At 44.0% G+C, this 18,468-nt stretch carries 15 protein-coding genes; 3 read left to right on the forward strand and 12 right to left on the reverse strand.

What is annotated here, in order from left to right; all coding sequences use genetic code 11:
- Window positions 1–54: 54 nt before the first annotated feature.
- The 12 genes from SWOO_RS22610 to SWOO_RS22665 all read right to left on the reverse strand — a co-directional run bounded on the left by SWOO_RS22610 (window position 55) and on the right by SWOO_RS22665 (window position 13,477).
- A complete protein-coding gene (locus SWOO_RS22610; protein ID WP_012326992.1) occupies window positions 55–1,812 on the reverse strand; it encodes a GspE/PulE family protein in 1,758 nt (585 codons plus the stop codon).
- Entirely contained in the window at window positions 1,809–3,002 is a 1,194-nt protein-coding gene (locus tag SWOO_RS22615; protein WP_012326993.1) for a tetratricopeptide repeat protein, read from the reverse strand. The genes SWOO_RS22610 and SWOO_RS22615 overlap by 4 nt, the downstream gene beginning before the upstream one ends.
- A complete protein-coding gene (locus SWOO_RS22620; RefSeq protein ID WP_012326994.1) occupies window positions 2,999–3,907 on the reverse strand; it encodes an ExeA family protein in 909 nt (302 codons plus the stop codon). The genes SWOO_RS22615 and SWOO_RS22620 overlap by 4 nt, the downstream gene beginning before the upstream one ends.
- Window positions 3,908–3,910: 3 nt before the next feature.
- On the reverse strand, window positions 3,911–5,599 hold the full coding sequence (gene mshL, locus SWOO_RS22625) for a pilus (MSHA type) biogenesis protein MshL (RefSeq protein WP_012326995.1): 1,689 nt from the start codon (window positions 5,597–5,599) through the stop codon (window positions 3,911–3,913).
- Window positions 5,586–5,936: a hypothetical protein gene (locus SWOO_RS22630; protein ID WP_012326996.1), complete on the reverse strand. Its 351-nt coding sequence runs from the start codon at window positions 5,934–5,936 to the stop codon at window positions 5,586–5,588. The genes mshL and SWOO_RS22630 overlap by 14 nt, the downstream gene beginning before the upstream one ends.
- Window positions 5,917–6,573 (reverse strand): hypothetical protein, encoded by a 657-nt coding sequence (locus SWOO_RS22635; protein ID WP_012326997.1) that lies wholly within the window; start codon window positions 6,571–6,573, stop codon window positions 5,917–5,919. Before SWOO_RS22635 ends, SWOO_RS22630 begins: the two co-directional genes overlap by 20 nt.
- Entirely contained in the window at window positions 6,570–7,172 is a 603-nt protein-coding gene (locus tag SWOO_RS22640; protein WP_012326998.1) for a PilN domain-containing protein, read from the reverse strand. Before SWOO_RS22640 ends, SWOO_RS22635 begins: the two co-directional genes overlap by 4 nt.
- Window positions 7,169–8,086 carry a hypothetical protein gene (locus SWOO_RS22645; RefSeq protein WP_041417836.1) on the reverse strand — a complete coding sequence of 306 codons (918 nt, stop codon included), beginning with the start codon at window positions 8,084–8,086 and terminating at the stop codon, window positions 7,169–7,171. Before SWOO_RS22645 ends, SWOO_RS22640 begins: the two co-directional genes overlap by 4 nt.
- 345 nt (window positions 8,087–8,431) lie before the next feature.
- Window positions 8,432–10,345, reverse strand: coding sequence for an RNase E specificity factor CsrD (gene csrD / locus SWOO_RS22650; RefSeq protein WP_012327000.1), 1,914 nt, complete (start codon window positions 10,343–10,345; stop codon window positions 8,432–8,434).
- Between the two features lie 266 nt (window positions 10,346–10,611).
- Window positions 10,612–11,859: a malic enzyme-like NAD(P)-binding protein gene (locus tag SWOO_RS22655; RefSeq protein WP_012327001.1), complete on the reverse strand. Its 1,248-nt coding sequence runs from the start codon at window positions 11,857–11,859 to the stop codon at window positions 10,612–10,614.
- A gap of 496 nt (window positions 11,860–12,355) precedes the next feature.
- The gene (gene rpmE, locus SWOO_RS22660) at window positions 12,356–12,568 is read right to left on the reverse strand and encodes a 50S ribosomal protein L31 (RefSeq protein WP_012327002.1); all 213 of its coding nucleotides are present in this window, start codon (window positions 12,566–12,568) and stop codon (window positions 12,356–12,358) included.
- A 189-nt stretch (window positions 12,569–12,757) separates the two neighbouring features.
- Window positions 12,758–13,477 (reverse strand): LysM peptidoglycan-binding domain-containing protein, encoded by a 720-nt coding sequence (locus SWOO_RS22665; protein WP_012327003.1) that lies wholly within the window; start codon window positions 13,475–13,477, stop codon window positions 12,758–12,760.
- A 158-nt stretch (window positions 13,478–13,635) separates the two neighbouring features.
- On the opposite strand from SWOO_RS22665, the gene priA reads away from it, so the two are divergent.
- The 3 genes from priA (at window position 13,636) to SWOO_RS22680 (ending at window position 18,437) form a co-directional block, all read left to right on the forward strand.
- Window positions 13,636–15,831 (forward strand): primosomal protein N', encoded by a 2,196-nt coding sequence (gene priA, locus SWOO_RS22670; RefSeq protein ID WP_012327004.1) that lies wholly within the window; start codon window positions 13,636–13,638, stop codon window positions 15,829–15,831.
- A 182-nt stretch (window positions 15,832–16,013) separates the two neighbouring features.
- Window positions 16,014–17,759 carry an arginine--tRNA ligase gene (gene argS / locus SWOO_RS22675; RefSeq protein ID WP_012327005.1) on the forward strand — a complete coding sequence of 582 codons (1,746 nt, stop codon included), beginning with the start codon at window positions 16,014–16,016 and terminating at the stop codon, window positions 17,757–17,759.
- Between the two features lie 105 nt (window positions 17,760–17,864).
- Window positions 17,865–18,437, forward strand: coding sequence for an SPOR domain-containing protein (locus SWOO_RS22680; RefSeq protein ID WP_012327006.1), 573 nt, complete (start codon window positions 17,865–17,867; stop codon window positions 18,435–18,437).
- The last annotated feature ends 31 nt before the right edge of the window (window positions 18,438–18,468 follow it).

Genomic DNA, 18,468 nt, shown 5'->3' on the forward strand with positions numbered 1-18,468 from the left:
CGGTCATCATACTGTTAGAGTTAATTTGATAAACATAAGCAGTAATCATCTCAATCAGGCCTCAGGTAGCTCTTCAGCCATATCTGTCGATAGGGCAACTTGAGACTCACTCACATCCTCAATCAATTTGGCGACCTCTTCGATGGTTGTCATTCCTTCAGCTAGATACTTCATCGCCGAAACAGCTAATGGAGTAAAGTTAGGGCTTTCATGTGCTGCCCGTGAAAAATCCTGTGGGTTTCCAGTTCGCATCGCATCGATCATGCCCTCATCTAGCTCTAATATCTCAAATACACCAATACGACCACGATAACCACTGCCATTACAGCTTTGGCAACCGGCCCCAATTTTAAAGTTCGCATGTGAGAAATCTTGCTTACTGACCGAGTTCATCCAGACTTTGTCTTGCGCAGTTAGGTGATATTCCCTAGAGCAGTTTTGACAAACACGCCTAACGAGTCGCTGGGCAATGATCACCCTTAATGCACTGGCAACCAGATAGCTAGCCGCTCCCATATCCAGCAGACGTAGCGCACTGGTTACTGCATCGTTAGTATGCAAGGTTGATAATACAAAGTGACCAGTGAGTGCGCCCCTAAGTCCTATCTCTACAGTCTCCTGATCACGCATCTCACCCACCATGATGATATCGGGATCTTGACGTAACGTAGTTCTTAATACATTGGAGAAATCTAAGCCGATCTTGTGATTAACTTGGACCTGATTGATTCTGGGTAACTGATACTCGACAGGATCTTCTACGGTAATTATCTTACGATCTGCAGTATTGAGCTCACTGAGTACGCCATAGAGTGTCGTTGTTTTACCGCTACCAGTAGGTCCGGTCACCAGCAACATACCATGGGGGCGTTTAATCTGTTTGCGAACACGAGCTAAGATTTCTGGCGGCATACCCGTTTCATTCAACGTAAGCAGACCTGCTGATTGATCCAATAAACGCATTACAACAGATTCGCCATGATAGATAGGCATGGTCGACATACGTACATCGATTTTGTGACCCTTTATCTCCATATGAAAGCGTCCATCTTGAGGCAGACGCTTTTCAGAGATATCAAGACCTGCCATCAATTTAAGTCTTAATACTAGCGCTGCCGCAATGCTGGCTTCAGGCAGGATATTCTCATGCAGCTGACCATCGATACGTTGGCGTATTCTTAATACTTTCTCACCAGGCTCAATATGAATATCCGAAGCTCTCATCTGCACCGCATCTTCGAAGATTGACTGCAGCAGTTTTACAACCGTGGTCTCATTGTCACTGTCACCATCGGTTAAGCTTGCCAGATCAAACTGATCGTCAGCAGCATACTCCTCCTCAAGTTTTCCAGCGATCGCGGCGATCTGATCGGTTCTACGATATAGGTTATCAAAAGCGTCCAGCAGCTGTTGCTCTGTAACAACGGCAATCTCCATCACTTTAGGAGTCAGTAATACCTCTAAGTTATCCATCGCCTGTAGATCGGCAGGATCGCTCATGGCAACCAATACACTTTCACCATTATCTTCGACAACTAAAGCTCTAAAACGGCGAGCCTGAACTTCAGGTAAGAGGTTAACAACTTCTGCTGCAATTGGCCTTCTGCTGATGTCGATAAATGGAATATTAAGCTGCTGAGAGAGAAACCTAAGTAACTGCTCCTCGGATAAACTGTTTAAGTCTATTAAGGTTCGGCCTAGCTTCTTACCTGTATTTCTCTGCTCACTCAGTGCTTGGGTTAGCTGAGACTCACTAATGATCTGCTCTTGTACCAGCAGATCACCCAAACGCATCTTTAACTTTGGTTTCACTGACTCTCTCCTAACTGCACTAATCTGTTTTCAATGTAGTCCACCGCTTGCACCGATAGCCCTTGCTGGGGAACAGCTCTGTAAAATAGAGCTTGCCGATAGGCTTCTATCGCAGTTTCATACTTCTGTTGAGCATCGAGCGCGTAAGCCAAGCCCATCCACCAACGGCTCATGGTCGCCTCTGTCTGTAAAAGCTTACGGTAGCTACTCTCCGCTAGGCCATAATTTTTAACTTTCTGGGCAATACTGCTCTCTTGTGTCCACTTCTGCTTATTCAAAGCAGTACCATCTGGAATACGGTTTAAACTTGTCAGTGCTTGCTCATAGCCACCAGCAGCCTGTTGAACTCGGGCCAATAGCATTAAGTATTCATACTGCTCAGGAAAAAGGCTGCTTCCCTCTTGTAAAGTGTCACTGGCTTGCGCCAAGTTCCCCTGCCCATAAAAAAGTGCAGCAAGCCGTTGCCTTGCTTTATGCAGCTGAGGGGAAAACGCTAAAGCTTCACGGTAATACTCAATAGCATCTCTCTGTTCACCACTATCTTCTGCATTTGTTGCCGCCTGAAATCTCTTTTCAGCTAGCTGAGCATTAGATAATCTCACCTCGGTAATCGCCATAGAGCTATTATCCACCTTAGGAGTAACAGGCTTTGAGCGCACAACCTCTATAGACTCAGGCTTTGCACTTACCTGCTCAGCGCCATCAGAAGGTTTACTCTCTATGGCAACAGTCTCAGCGGTAGGCTCGTCAATCACAGCTTTTTCAACGGGCTGTTTTTCAATCTTAATCTGCTCAACAACTTGGCTCTTAGAGATAACCTCAGATTTAGTACTCCCCTCTGAGGCGATAACAGGTTCAAGCTTATCTTCAGCTATTTCTTGAACATCTACGGTCGAGTGAGTGCTAGTAACTGTGCTTGGCGCCTTAGCTTCTAGCGCTTGGCGAATAACAAGCTCTTGAGCTTCACTACTGGTTCCCCCTCCAGCTTCACTCGCACTCTTTTGTGTCAATAACTCCCAGTTGTAGGCCACAGCTGTTAGAAAGATAAAGCAAACTAACGCCAATAGGATCCATGGCATCTTAGGTGCAGAGCTCCCCTGATATTGCACAGGAGCCGTACTCATGTTTTCAAGAGAGTGTGGCTGCTGACGCTTATCTAAATCCTTAAGCATGGTGTTTATCACACTCATGAAGCCGCTCCCCAAAAGAGGTGAATGCCTAAACCAGCTAGTAATGAGGTAACACCAAGACCCATAAACCAAAACCATCGATTCTGACCTGTAACATTCGCATCTTGAGTATCTGTGATGGCCGCTTTGACATGTTGGCGTTTTACACGCTCTGCCCCTTCACCAAAGCTTAATAGCAATGATTTGTGAGCTAATATATTAATCAATCTTGGGATCCCTCTGGCTGCCTGCGCCAATGCCCGAATATCTTTTTCAATAAACAGTGGCTCGCCGACACGGCCCGCTACCGATAATCTATGTTGCACATAAGCACAGGCCTCATCTACCGATAAGGCTCTTAGCTTGTAACTAAAGGTGATCCTCTGTCTTAACTGCCTAAAATTATGCAAATTAAGACGATCATCGAGCTCTGGCTGAGCAAACAAAACCACTTGTAGCAACTTACGACTCTCAGTCTCTAAATTGGTGAATAGTCGCAAAGCCTCAAGGCTTTCGTCAGGTAGTGCCTGCGCCTCATCGAGTACAAGCACAATAGAGTGTCCATGGGCTGATAGCGCTAATAACTGCTGCTGTATCAGTCCCGTAAGCTGCATCTGATCAATGCTGGCCGAATATTTAAGGCCTAACTCTAAAGCTACGGCCCACCTGAGCTCCGCAGGTGAAAGATAGGGGTTAGGCAGATATGCGCAATGAAATCGCTTAGGTAGCTCATTAATAAGTTTGCGGCAGATAAGGGTTTTACCGGTACCAACTTCACCAGTGACTTTAATAAACCCTTCACCGGTTTGTAATGCCATCTGCAACACTTGCAGCGCCTCAACATGAGGCGCAAGGCCAAAAAAGAACTGTGTATTAGGGGTCAGGGAGAAAGGAGTCTCCGCTAACCCAAAGTGCTGCTGGTACAAAATTTACTGCCCTTGCTCTTGTTCATCTTCTGGATACCAACGATCAAGTAGCTCTTTAGAGCGCTTTAACTCCTGCTTCCAGGTGTCTGCCTCTACCACTGTAGGCTTTAGTAGCAGTACAAGTTCGGTTTTCTGTAGTGACTTAGATCGGTTAGTAAATAGTTCTCCAACAAGAGGAATGTCACCGAGAAGCGGCACTTTCGAAACCAGATCAATATTCTCGCTCTTCATCAACCCACCGATGACAACCACTTCACCAGTTTTCGCTTTAATAACAGTATCTGACTCACGGATATCGCTCTGGGCTAAAGGCAGCTCTAATTCACTCCCTGAGATCTTAATGGTTTTCGTCTGCTCTTTTATATTGATAACTGAAGGGTGAATATGCAGTAAAATGTTCCCTTCACCATCAATTTGAGGTGTTACATCCAGCGCAATACCTGAGAAGAAAGGTGTCAACTCAACTTCAGGGGAGGTCACAGGTGTCGTACCAGCGACTGTAGTAGATGAAACATCGGTAACAAAATACTCATCTTTACCCACTTTAATCACTGCTTTTTGGTTATTTGTCGCTGTCACTCTCGGGCTAGAGAGCACATCCACATCACCTTGAGTATCGAGTAGATTGATCATCGTGGTGAAATCAGCGCCTGAGATTTTCATGGAGGTTACACCACCAATAGCGCTGGTAATTGAATCGCTTAAGCCACTACCTGAAGGTGAAGTCCCAAATGAGATATCGGTATCACCAACATGACCAAGCACATTTTGCCACTCAATTCCCTGTTGATAACCATCAGATAGAGTCACCTCTAAAATCTTTGCTTCCAATATCACTTGACGTTGCAGGTGTGACTCAGCTGTTTGCAAAAACGTTCGAACCTGACGCAACTCATTTGGAAACGCTCTAATGGTGACAAGCCCAGCTTGTGGAGTAATAACAACCTGACGCCCGTTACCTGTACTGCCAACAATCGAAACTAGTGTTTCTTCCAGCTCTCCCCAGAAGTCTGTCTTAGTCTTTGAGCGGATAAACGTGCCGTTTGTCGTGTCATTACTACTATTTGAGCTTGAGTTGTTACTCGATGAGTTAGACTGACTACTGCCATTATTGTTGTTGCTGTTACCACCTGAACTTGAGCTGCTATTGTTATTATCAGATATACGCCCAGAATTAACTGATGTCAGCGATAACCCTTGACGCTCCATCTGTAGATAATTTAACGGAAATGTTTCAGTGCGCATTCCAGCGGGATAAACACGTAAAATACGCTTCTCTCGGCTGACTTCATAACCGTAAATATCCTCAACAACCTGCAATGCTTCACTTAGAGTCACCCCCTTTAACGATAAAGAGATAGTTCCAGTAACATCTGGATGCACGGCGACACTCAGTGGAGTACCTTGAATTAAACTAGGAAAAAATACTTTAGCATCAACATCTTTTGCCGAAACATCAAAACGACGTTCAGTTCTTTGAGGTGGCGTTAATCCCGATAATAGGTCCTGTGACGACAACTCATTTTGAACTGATTCAGGCATCATAGGTGGTGGCGTGGCACTCTTACTCTTTTCAGCCTTTATCGAATCATTCAAGGCAGATTTCGACTCTACTGGCTTAGGCCTGTCGAAGGACTGACAGGCTACCAATAAAAACGCTAACAGAGGCGTAATTGTTTTAATCGCTGTCATTTGAATTGCTTCCCTTTGTCTCTGTTATTGTTTGATACATACTTAATTTTCGCCCATCGGCTAATGATACTGAATTGGCACCTATTCCGGTGATTTTGACACCTTGCACTCGATCGCCAACCACAAAAATTTGATTATTAATCACAGCGTGGGAGCTTGCTCCGGCACTAACTACACTATTGAGCGTTAAACCACGCTCCATATCTTGTGCAGAAACAGTAGAGGATCCGCCTCCACTACCTGGACGAGTGGGATCCCTTAATGTTTCTGCTTGAGTACTGGCCGTTAACGCCAGTAACAGCATAGCTAAGCTCAAATTAACCTTGACTTGAAACACTGATAAAGTCCTTATTAATACTTAAGGTATATAGCTCTAAAACGACATCTGCCATAGGGTATTCATCAACCTGATACTCCATACGCTTCCAATACAACTTGTTTGGCATCGCTTCAATGGCCTCTACAAACTTAAGAACAGCAAAATAATCCCCTTGAAAAGTCAAACGGAGACCATGGCTGTACAGGTTCATCTTCTTCTCTTCACCTACAGCCAGCAAAGGAGTTGGCGCAATAGATTGAAAGTTTTGTAACTTTATTCCTCTGACTTTCTCAAGCAGTTGACTCAATAAAGCGGGCATATGATCAGCAGGCACCATGTCTACCATCTGAAAAGAGAGCTGCTTATCCAACTCTGTGCTTTGCTGCTCTAATGTTGCAAAACGTGCGCTATATTCATCATTAGGATCTTGAGCTAACCGCTGGTTATAAAGCGCAATCTGCTGCATCGACACTTGGTTTTCTGCGGAAATGCCTTTATTTTGCTGAGTTAATTTACTCTGTTTGAGTAACAAAGATTCCAGCGGCATATAGCAAAGTAAACCGATCACAATTAACGCAGCACTAGCCACCATGACACGTTCACGTTGACTCAACAGGTCAAAACGTGCGGCAACCTCCTCTAGCTTTTGCTTCATTGACTCTCCTCCTCACCAGTACTTGCCAAAGTGAAAGAGAGAGGTTTATCCTCACCTCGATTCATCGTCATAGATGCAAATGCCTGCCCTTTTAATGTTTCTGTCATCTTAAGCCTGTCGACCCAGAGAGGAACGTTATGGGGAGCTGCGGTATAACCTTCAAAGATGAAATTATCACCCTCTACTTGAAACCGGTTTAGCCAGATACTCGAATTAGCAACCCGAGCAAGATCTTTCATTAACGGTGAGTACCCTTTACTGGTCAGCGCCTCCCTTTGACTCAGCTCTCCCAACAGCATACGTTTAAGCTCTATCTGTTGTGCAAGCAGATCAACTTTGGCTACAAGTTTTGCATCCGGTGAGCGTTGGGCAATCTTAGATTCAAGTTCTCGCTTCTTTGCCTCTAGGCTACTCTTTTGACTGGTTAGCTCTCGATTATCAGTTTCGAGATCTAAAATAAGCATATAAGTAAAGATAGAACCAAAGCTAAATAGCAACAGCATAGCCACTATACCTGTCACCATACGACGAAAAGAGAGCCGTAACTCTGCAGGTAAAAGAGATTCTGAGTAGAGGTTAACACGCATCTTCATGGTCATGTTTGCGCCTCCACTAACTCCACTTCATCTCGCTCTATCTCAGTCAAAGCTAGCTTTGCCATGATACTCTCAACACCTTCTGCGGCAATCGCGTTAACCTCTTGGTTAAAGTTAACACTCACCAATTCCGCTAACCTCTCTGTCTGACCATTAATAAGCAGTTCGATGGAGGAGACAGGGGCTTGACGCAATTGACTTTCAAAATAATCCATCGATCTTTGTAACTCTAAGCTCAGATTATCAGCCATGCCAAAACCCAACTCCTCAGCACTCGCTGTATCTATCTGATTAAACCCCCTGACTCGTCTCTGCATATAGAGATCGCCTTGCCTGATAACAGTCAGCAATATCTCCTGCCCCGGCTGATGACTAATCACTAATTTTGCCTGTGGTTCCTGCCAAAAAAGATTGCTAATGGCCATCTCTTCGATAGTGATACCAGCAAGTTGCATCTCTTGCTCTTTTGCCGCAAGGATCAAAGCAGTGAGCTTCTGCCTATCTACAATCACAACACTCAACTTGGCACTGTTTTGTTGGGGAGATTCGAAATAATCTAAATGTATATCGGTCACGGGCTGACTGATCATATCTTTCACCGACCATAGCAGTGCTTGAGTCATCTCCTCTGAATCCACATTAGGTTTATCCACTAATAGCAGCTGATAATAAGGTGAGCTTAATGTGATTTGTAGTTGAGCAGGGCCAAACTCTTTCCCCAGTTCAGCGAACAAACGGTTCCAATTTACACCATCAAATGCAAATTCTTTTGAGTTATTTGAGGCAACATCACTTTGTTGGTTCTCATCATTTAGATGGTATACGACCACTTTTTCAGGGCAAACATAGACACCAAGCCTACGCTTAACGCTAGACTTTCGCCAAAAGGCCAATCGACTAAACATACTTTTTTCCATCACAAAATGCCTATTATCACTTAATTGCAGCTAGCGCATATGATGCTATTGCTTCGCACATCCGTGATACAAAGAGTTGCAATTGTGAACCAATATCAACACGATTAACTAGACCTGAACTGAAGTATACAAGCTGATCGTAAAATTTGTTACGCTTATTGTATCGACTAATCTTATAATTTTGTAGAGAAAACCAGAAAGAGCGTTAATGTATATTGCTTAAGATAGGCTGGTTACTTCAATCACACAAGTTAAGGGCAAACTTTATACCTTACACCAACCTGTAACCAACATATTTAAAAATATCGCCCATTTTAATCTGACTATAATTCAATAAGTTAAAGCTTAAACTTCCTCTACCGGATCACTAAAGATACTTCCTTGACCTGCACTAACCCCTAATATTTTCAATGTGTGCCACTCTTCAAACGATTCTACACCTTCGGCAAAGACTTGAACTTCTGTCCGATATAGCCCACCGATCAAACTTCGAACAAACAACTGATTTTCTTGCCTTAAATGTATCTGTCGAACAATTGACCTATGTAATTTAATCAGATCAAAATGACACTCTTTAATATATTGAGTACTCACCACCTCTTGACCTACACGATCAACACACAGACTCGCCCCCATCTTTCTGATCATATCTAGGCGTGAGGCCAACTGTTCTCGATTGTGTACCACTATGTCTTCATTAATTTCAAATATCAATCTAGGGGTCAGATGACGATACTCAAGCAAGGTGGTTTTCAACCAACGAATAAATGCACGGCTCATCAAAGTATCTAAACTTAAATTAACACTGTATTTAGTCTTAGTATCATTACGATCACCTAATAAATCAAACAGCACAGTTTCAATCACCTGTCTCTCAAACTGGGGCGTTAACCCACACTTAATCGCCATGGGGATATAGAGAGTTGCTCGAATTAAATTCTCCTGATTGTCTCTAATACGACTGGAGATCTCCAGATGATGGGTCTCCATGTCACTATCAACAACCGGCTGAGAGAAAACCACCAAACGTCGATTAACCAGCGCATACTCAAGAAAGCTCCTCCAGCGTACAGAACCTTTGGCGAGCTCTTCATCCACAGCACCTTTGTCATACATAAACCAGCCGCTTGAACCTTGAAACTGAGCAGCCCTCAGCGCACGTTCAGCCTCTTCAATCAGTTGCTCTTTCGCTTCACCAACTTTGAAATATGCCGCTCCAATATGATAAAAATCATCACTGCTTATCCCATCGGGGAGTTGATGGTTTAAGCACACCTTAAGTAACTTAGCCGCAAGTTTTTCAACATCTTTTAGAGAGATTTGGGGCACGACAATCGCAAACTGGTTATAGGAGCGACGAGAGAAAATACTATTAGCTTGGCTATCCAAAATCTGATTAATATCGCTAATTGTCTGAAGTAATATTTCATCTATCAGCTCCTCCCCTATCTCCTGTAACAGAAGATCAAGATCTTCCATCTCCAGCAGAAACAGTACTCCAGGTGCCATCATGCCACGGTCATTACTAAGTGCGTCCAGACGATTTTTCAAAAAGAGTCTGTTGCCTATGCCCGTTTCAGGATCAAGAAAGGTATTTGAGCGAATAAATTGATCGAAGCGCGCTCGCTGTTTCTGTGCATCATCGAGCTCTAACAGCATATGAGTCAGCGCCCGGTTTATCATTCTAGGTTTACCATGTCCCTTCTCGGCTAATGCTTGCTCATAGTCATTATTAAGGATCAATTTACTTCTGGCTGCTAGGTCTTCAATCCCTTGCAACTGCGTAGATAACCAGAGGTAACCAGAGCGAACAAATAGGACAATAAAGCCGACCCCTGTCAGGAAAACAATCAAGGGGAGCCAGCTAAAGCTGTACATTTTAAAAGGCTGGGGCAGCTTCATCGACAAACTTAAGTTTGAAACATGATTCAACTGGCTTTCATAATAGACAAAGCCTGAACCATCCTCTTTAGCATGATGTTCGTATAGGGTATTTTCCCCATCTTTCAACACTAAACTTGTCACTTTATAAGCAGATAACACAGAGGGGAGCCAAGAGTCCAAAGGCGTTGAACTCTCACCTGAATCAAAATGATGAACTAACATAGTCTCAAGCTCTGTCACTTTCTGTTGCTGAAACTCAGATGTTAGCTGTAAAAAACTGATAAATGCTGTCAGTAAAAATAGCAAGGCTACCGCAGCCAATGAGAGAAACCAAAAACTGGTTAGTTTATTTGTTAAAAGTCGAGTGAGTTTCATTATCCGCTTCCTGCAGGATTTTATTATTCTTATCACCCAATCATACCAAGGAGTATAAAATATAGGTGACCCTTTAAAAGCGAGTCAATGCAAATTGGGTGAAATAATACCAACTGGTATTAACCCAAACATTAAAATTCAACCATACAAACAAATGGCTGCATCTACAATGAGAATTTAGTACTAGTACCAATTAGTAGCCAGTCACTATTAATGGTCAAATAAAAAGGGCCATAAGGCCCTTTTAGAGTAGAAGCGAAGTCTGTTTAGCCCAGGTAGTTCTCTGGTAAGCTCTGTATAGCAGCAACGCCTGAATCAATAGCAGCCTGTGCCACCGCCTTAGCGACATTTTGAAGTAATCTTGGATCCATAGGCTTAGGGATCACATACTGTGGTCCAAACTTCAATTCAGACACATCTGGGTAGGCAGCCAAAACAGAAGCAGGAACCTCTTCTTTAGCCAATTCTGCTATGGCATGTACTGCGGCAATCTTCATCTCATCATTAATTTGAGAAGCGCGAACATCGAGTGCGCCACGGAAAATAAACGGGAAGCAGAGTACATTATTCACTTGGTTAGGGTAATCGCTACGCCCAGTCCCCATAATCAAGTCTTTACGAGCCTCATGGGCCACTTCAGGCTTGATTTCAGGATCAGGATTTGAGCAAGCGAAGACAACTGGATTTTCCGCCATCAGTGCAATATCTTCAGCGCTCAACACATCAGGTCCAGATAGACCTAAGAATGCATCAGCCCCTTTAATCACATCCTGCAAGGTACGCTTATCGGTGTTATTAGCAAATAAGGCCTTGTACTCGTTGATATCATCGCGGCGTGTATGGATCACACCTTTTCTATCTAACATGTAAACATTTTCACGCTGTACACCACACTTAACCAGCATTGTCATGCATGCGATTGCAGCAGCACCTGCTCCCATACAAACGAAAATTGACTCCTCAATCTTCTTACCTTGGATCTCAAGTGCGTTGATCATGCCCGCAGCAGTAACAATGGCGGTACCATGTTGATCATCATGAAATACAGGAACATTACAGCGCTCAATCAATGCCTTCTCAATCTCAAAACACTCTGGCGCTTTGATATCTTCTAAATTAATACCACCAAATGTATCGGCAATCGCTTCTACGGTATTGATAAACTCTTCAGGTGTACGGTGTTTGACTTCAATATCAGTGGAGTCAATATTAGCGAAGCGTTTAAATAGCAGTGCTTTACCTTCCATAACAGGTTTAGATGCCAAAGGCCCCAGATTTCCCAGACCTAAAATTGCAGTACCGTTAGAGATAACCGCAACGGTATTTCCCTTAGCTGTGTAGCGATAGGCATTATCTGGGTTCGCAGCAATTTCACGTACAGGTTCAGCAACACCCGGGCTATAGGCTAATGCTAAATCCATACTGGTTTCAGCTGATTTAGTCAGGCAAACGGCTGTTTTTCCTGGCACTGGAAACTCATGGTAATCGAGGGCTTGTTGACGAAAATCTGACATTTTTTTAATCCTGAAAATGCGGCAAATAAACTTTTAGTGAGGTCTATGAACTTCCACTCTTTTCACTTTTTAAGCGCTTAAAGTAAGGGGGTTCAATTGTGGCTACGATACTCGAAATACCACAGCTTTTAAACTGTGATATTAGAAAAATTCAGCTAAAGTCAGGGATTAAATAGCAAAGGGGAATTTTGTAAACTTATCTTCGATTGCAGGATGCAAATTCAGGTTGCTTTTTGTAGGAATAATACAACGAACAAGGTGATTTTAGCGGGATAAAGCTAAGTTAACAGTAAAAATATTGCTAAACTTACCAAACTCACCTCAAGGGTTAACTAGATAAAACTTTTTAATCTAATTTAAGCTTATTTTGCTCAAGTTTATTTTTTATTGCTCAATATTCGCCTGCTAACAAAAAATAGACAAAGAGCCTGCCCCAGACAAACAAAAAGGCGCCCTAATAGGCGCCTTTTTTAAATTCAATATGTAAGAGTAATAATTACTTCTTACCAAGTGCACCGAAGCGCTTGTTGAACTTGTCGATACGTCCACCGGTATCAACAATTTTCTGTGTACCTGTGTAGAATGGGTGACATGCACCACATACGTCCAAGTGCAGAGACTTACCTGCAGTTGAGTTTACTTTAATTACGTTACCACAAGTACAAGTTGCAGTGATTTCTGCGTATTCAGGATGAATGCCTGGTTTCATTGGGATTACCTCTAGTTGAAGGCCATGTCGCTCTTCCAACCCGAAGTCGGACACCACATGATGTTAATAAAATATTTAGGCGCAAGATAGTACAGTAACTATTCAAGGGTTACAAGAGAAATATAACGCTTAATATTACAGCTATTTCCCTTCCAGCTATTTAGAATTTAAACCACTGTAAAATAAAAATTAATTAAGTAATGTTTTATATGTTCGCTGCGCGACATTAGGGTCTTTGTACTTATTTTTAATTAGATCAGACGGGCACATTAATTTGGAGTCAGCCCTTAAACTACTTATGCTCTCAGCACTAAATGCCTGAGGGTTTGCCTCATAAATAGCTACTGCACCACCTTGAGGTGACATCCCCCACTCTTTACTATATTGCGTTGCGATGCGCCAAAGGGTCTGCCCAGGTAAAGTGCTCAGTTGACAAGCACCATCATTCAGAGCCCCAGCACCTTGCAGTTCAACAAGACGGCTTTCCACCCTTTTAATCTCACTCTCTAGCACTTTTTTCTTTACCCTTGGTGTGACATGTTGCTCATCGCCACTGAAGAGTTCAAAACGCTTCACATCCCGCCACTTATTGACTCGATACTCTCTAATAACTAAACGTGCCGATGGGTCAACCACATCTTCAACACCTGTGAGCAAAAGTAGAAATTTATTGATAGGTTTAACCATCAACCTCTCTTCACTGCCACCTTGCTGGACCACAAACTGCATCTTACTGTAGTTGCCACTTTCAGAGACGATGTTAAGCCTAAACTTAGGATACTCACCTAAACTGAATAACTTCTGGTTAATACTGACATGGGTGATCTGGGCATGCGCATCTCGGTTTACAAATGTAAAACTGCCTAACACGAATATAAATAGCGTCATTACCTTAGCTATTTTTGCCATAAAACCTCCTGTAAATATTATTAATACTAATCGGTATATGCCCAAGCCAACTCAAGATACTGAATCCCGCACCTTGAAGTTATTTGGGCATAAATAGTAGCTCTCAATCAATAGGCTGAGTACACTAACGGTATTATTCGATAGAGCTTACCACCTATATGTCCCTGTTTGTCGAGGTTGCCCTTCCCGTACCTATGCGGCAAACCTTTAGCTATAAAATACCTGAGACCCTGACGACTCCACCCAAGAAAGGTGCTCGAGTCAAAGTCCCCTTTGGCCGCCAACAACTGATTGGGCTGGTGACAGGCACTACTGACACTTGTCATTTGGCACCGAACCAAATTAAACCGCTAATTGAACTCATTGATGAAGAGCCATTACTTCCTGATTCACTTTATAAACTAACAGCTTGGGCCGCAAGGTACTACTTCTGTAGTTTAGGTCAAATGATGTCTCAAGCGCTACCTGTTGCCCTACGAAAAGGGGCTGAGGTCCAAGCAGATACCAGCACATTTTGGCGCGTAACAGCTGCGGGAAGCGCTGCTTCACTTGACGCAATAAAACGTGCACCAGCCCAGAGAAAAGTACTAGAGCAATTACAAAAAGCTGAGCTATCCCAAGAGGAGATGGCAGCGCTTAACTTTAGTAAGTCGGCCATTAAAGCGCTTCAAGATAGAGACTGGATAACGAAAGATGAGCGCATTAATAAGATAGATCTTTCATGGCGTGACAACTTAGTGTTAGGCGAAGATCCACTAACATTAAATCCCGAACAGGCCATTGCTGTCGCCACCTTAAACCAGCAAAGCGGCTATCACTGCACCTTGCTTGAGGGGATAACTGGCTCAGGTAAAACTGAGGTTTACCTCTCTCTACTCGAATCCGTTTTAAAGCAAGGTAAACAGGCATTAATTTTAGTACCTGAAATAGGGTTAACCCCACAAACTATTAGCCGTTTCAAAAGCCGCTTTAATGTCACTGTCGCTGTTATCCACTCAGGACTCACCGATAACCAGAGACTCACCGCCTGGCGCCTGGCTAAAACCGGTGAGGCAGCCATCATTATCGGCACACGCTCTGCACTATTTACCCCGATGGCATTTCCCGGCACGATTATTCTCGATGAGGAGCATGATTCTAGCTTCAAGCAGCAAGAGGGAGTTGGCTACCACGCTCGCGATCTTGCGGTCATGCGAGGACACCTCGAAAAGATCCCAGTCCTTCTGGGCACGGCAACGCCCTCATTGGAGAGCCTACAAAACGCCCTTAGCGGCCGCTACAAACACCTAGAGTTAGGTCAAAGAGCGGGTAATGCAGAGAAAGTACGCCAAGGGATCATAGATATTAGTAATCAACCCCTAAAGACGGGTCTTTCCCATGCGCTGCTCAATGAGATGCGTATCCATCTCGATGCTGGCAATCAGGTTTTACTCTTTCTCAACCGAAGAGGATTTGCTCCAGCGCTACTATGTCATGATTGCGGCCATCTGCATGAGTGCGATAGATGCGATGCCTTTTTCACAGTGCATCAATCTTTAGGCGAGATACGCTGTCACCATTGCGGTAATCAATACGCAATCCCAAGACAGTGTCATAACTGCGGTAGCACCATGTTAATGGGACAAGGTGTGGGCACAGAGCAACTTGCTACTGTATTGGAAAAAGAGTTTCCTAAGTACCCTGTTGTTCGTATCGATCGTGACACAACGAGCCGAAAAGGATCACTGGAGAACCACCTTAATGCGATCCATAAGGGCGAATATAAGATATTAGTTGGCACACAGATGCTAGCAAAAGGCCATCACTTCCCCGATGTCACCTTAGTCGGCTTACTGGATGTAGACGGTGCGCTATTTAGTGCAGATTTTAGAGCCCCTGAGCGCTTTGGTCAGCTCTACACCCAAGTATCTGGCCGAGCAGGTCGTGCAAGAAAGCCCGGCACAGTGCTGATGCAAACCCATCAGGCAGATAATGCCGTTTTGCGTGAGCTGATGCATAAAGGGTACGGCGAATTTGCCAGAGGCCAGCTCAATGAGCGTAAACAAGCCTTGCTCCCACCTGCCTGGAATATGTTGCTGCTGCGAGCGGAAGCGAATCAAGCTATCGATGCCGATAATTTTCTCTCCAGCGTTGCCCAGTTGCTGCCACAGGATGAGGAGTGCGAAGTCATTGGCCCTATGCCTGCTCCAATGGATAAAAAGGCAGGTAAATATCGACGCCACCTGATATTCCAGACTAAGTCTCGCCAAGCTTTGCAACAAGCTTTCGAGTTCGCACTACCTCAAATAGAGGCGTTGCCATTAGCTAAACGTTGCCGCTGGAGCATAGATAGAGATCCTCAAGATCTCCTCTAAATTTAACTCGCAGATTAAAACAGTAATGCCCTATAGAGTGTTTATATCTAAGCTTTCATTAATTTTTCATTAAAAACTGCAATAAATGTGGTTTTGATGATAGCAATTAGCCATAACAAGCGGCTAAAATGTGCGGTTATCCTAAACTCTTTTTCATCATTAGTAAGTGTCAATAAACGCCAATGAAATCACATATAGAATCTTTGCTCGCCCAAGCCCTAGACGTCCTTAAACAACAAGAGGTTATCCCTACTGATTTTGAGGCTCGCATTCAGGTCGACCGAACAAAAGATAAAACCCATGGTGATTTCGCAACGAACTTGGCCATGATGCTGACTAAGATTGCACGCAAGAATCCGAGAGAGATAGCTCAGCTCATCATAGATAGCTTGCCTGAAGATGCACAAGTATCAAAAGTTGAGATCGCAGGGCCTGGATTTATCAACTTCTTCATCGATGACAGCGCACTGGCAAACCAGCTGATGACGGCGCTCAATGATGACCGTTTAGGTATCGCACTCCCCCAAGCGCAAACAGTCGTCGTTGATTACTCTTCACCTAACCTAGCCAAAGAGATGCACGTAGGCCACCTACGTTCAACGATTATCGGTGACAGCGTCGTTCGTGCCCTAGAATTTATGGGCCACAAGGTGATCCGCCAAAACCACGTAGGTGATTGGGGTACCCAATTCGGTATGCTACTGGCCTACATGGAGGAGCTTCGCGCACAAAGTGGTGAGCAAGCTCAGATGGAACTGTCGGACCTTGAAACCTTCTACCGCGCAGCAAAAGTTCGCTTCGATGAGTCTGAAGAGTTTGCAACCCGTGCCCGTAAGCTAGTCGTCGCACTTCAATCTGGCGATGAGTACTGCAACAAACTATGGCGTGAATTTAACGACATATCTCTTAGTCACTGCCATGAAGTTTACGAGCGTCTAGGTGTTAGCCTAACCCGCGCAGATGTACGTGGTGAGAGCGCTTATAATGACGATCTTGCCCAAGTGGTTCGCGATCTTGATTCACAAGGCCTGTTATCTGAGAGTAATGGCGCTAAAGTGGTGTTTCAGGATGAATTCAAAAACAAAGAAGGTGAGCCGCTTCCTGTCATTATTCAAAAAGCTGACGGCGGTTACCTATATGCAACCAGTGATATGGCTGCAATGCGCTACCGTGCCAATGTATTAAAAGCCGACCGTGCTCTCTACTTTGTTGATCTTCGCCAAGCGCTGCACTTCCAGCAAGTATTTAAACTTGCTCGTAAAGCAAACTTTGTTGACGACAATATCAGCCTAGAGCATATGGGCTTTGGTACCATGAATGGTGACGATGGCCGTCCATTTAAAACTCGCTCAGGTGGCGTAGTTAAACTGGTCGACCTTCTATCTGAAGCAGACACTCGTGCGCTAGAGCTTGTACGCAGCAAGAATCCAGATATGGATGAAGCTGAACTAGCTAAAATCGCGAAAGTGGTTGGCATAAGCTCAGTAAAATATGCAGATCTGTCTAAAAACCGTGCTAGCGACTATATCTTCAGTTTCGAGCAGATGCTCAGTTTCGAAGGCAATACAGCTCCTTACCTCCTTTATGCCTACACCCGTGTTGCAGGTATCTTTAAGCGTGCAACCGACGTTGACTTAAGCGATGCTAAAATTCAACTAGAGCATGAGAAAGAGAAGGAGCTCGGCACTAAGCTTGCTCAATTTAATGAAGTGCTCACACGTATGGTCTCTAAAGGTCAGCCCCATGCATTGTGTGGTTACCTTTTCGAGCTTGCAGGCGCATTCTCAAGCTTCTACGAGGCTTGCCCAGTGCTTGCCGCCGATACTGAGGAGCAAAAGAAGAGCCGCCTACTACTCGCGAAACTCACAGCTAAGACGCTTAAACAAGGTCTTGGACTTCTCGGAATCGAAACCTTAGAGCGTATGTAATTTAGCGAATAACCTTGTCGATACCTAGCGTGTTAAAAGTGCTAGGTATCTAAGTTCGCGTAACAAAGCTTTCAAGCATGGACCAAAAGACGGTATAACAATTTAATGAGTAATCGCGACTACGCCAATAGAAAACCAGCTAAAGGCAGAGCCAAGTCCACACGTAGAAAAGGCAAGGCACCTGCACCTAGGCGCTTTCCTCTGCTTTTACTGCTTGTCACACTATCTCTCTTAGGTGGATTCGGCTACTTTTTATGGAGTATCAACAACAGTGCTGATACTCCTCAAGCTGTCGTGGTTGAGCAACCTAAAAAGACGGTTGTCAAAAAAGATCCCAACGATCTCCCTCCTAAACCTAAAGAGGAGTGGACCTATCAGCAGGCTCTTGAAAACAAAAAAGTTGAAGTCGATATTCCAGATGCTGAAAAAGCCAAACCAGCTCGTCCTTATCAGATGCAGTGTGGTTCATTTAGAACTCAGTCTCAGGCAGAAGAGATGAAAGCTGTCATCGCTTTTCAGGGGTTAACGGCCAATATCAGAAAAGTAAAAGGCACCACAGGCGACTGGTATAAGGTGAGTCTCGGCCCATTCGATAGAAAACGTGAAGTAGAGAGAAAGCGTCATACTCTACAAAGAGCCGGCATAAATGGCTGCATCATCCTATTCTGGGAAGGTTAAAATAATTATCAATAGTAAATAATTTATCAGT

It is taken from the genome of Shewanella woodyi ATCC 51908, assembly GCF_000019525.1.
GTDB classification, from domain to species: Bacteria; Pseudomonadota; Gammaproteobacteria; order Enterobacterales; family Shewanellaceae; genus Shewanella; species Shewanella woodyi.

Excerpts from the sequence above, each read along its gene's own strand:
- priA (WP_012327004.1), top strand. The coding sequence starts at position 13,636 with ATGTCCCTGTTTGTCGAGGTTGCCCTTCCCGTACCTATGCGGCAAACC.
- SWOO_RS22635 (WP_012326997.1), bottom strand. The coding sequence starts at position 6,573 with ATGAAGCAAAAGCTAGAGGAGGTTGCCGCACGTTTTGACCTGTTGAGT.
- rpmE (WP_012327002.1), bottom strand. The coding sequence starts at position 12,568 with ATGAAACCAGGCATTCATCCTGAATACGCAGAAATCACTGCAACTTGT.
- csrD (WP_012327000.1), bottom strand. The coding sequence starts at position 10,345 with ATGAAACTCACTCGACTTTTAACAAATAAACTAACCAGTTTTTGGTTT.
- SWOO_RS22640 (WP_012326998.1), bottom strand. The coding sequence starts at position 7,172 with ATGACCATGAAGATGCGTGTTAACCTCTACTCAGAATCTCTTTTACCT.
- argS (WP_012327005.1), top strand. The coding sequence starts at position 16,014 with ATGAAATCACATATAGAATCTTTGCTCGCCCAAGCCCTAGACGTCCTT.
- mshL (WP_012326995.1), bottom strand. The coding sequence starts at position 5,599 with ATGACAGCGATTAAAACAATTACGCCTCTGTTAGCGTTTTTATTGGTA.
- SWOO_RS22655 (WP_012327001.1), bottom strand. The coding sequence starts at position 11,859 with ATGTCAGATTTTCGTCAACAAGCCCTCGATTACCATGAGTTTCCAGTG.
- SWOO_RS22615 (WP_012326993.1), bottom strand. The coding sequence starts at position 3,002 with ATGAGTGTGATAAACACCATGCTTAAGGATTTAGATAAGCGTCAGCAG.
- SWOO_RS22680 (WP_012327006.1), top strand. The coding sequence starts at position 17,865 with ATGAGTAATCGCGACTACGCCAATAGAAAACCAGCTAAAGGCAGAGCC.
- SWOO_RS22645 (WP_041417836.1), bottom strand. The coding sequence starts at position 8,086 with ATGGAAAAAAGTATGTTTAGTCGATTGGCCTTTTGGCGAAAGTCTAGC.
- SWOO_RS22665 (WP_012327003.1), bottom strand. The coding sequence starts at position 13,477 with ATGGCAAAAATAGCTAAGGTAATGACGCTATTTATATTCGTGTTAGGC.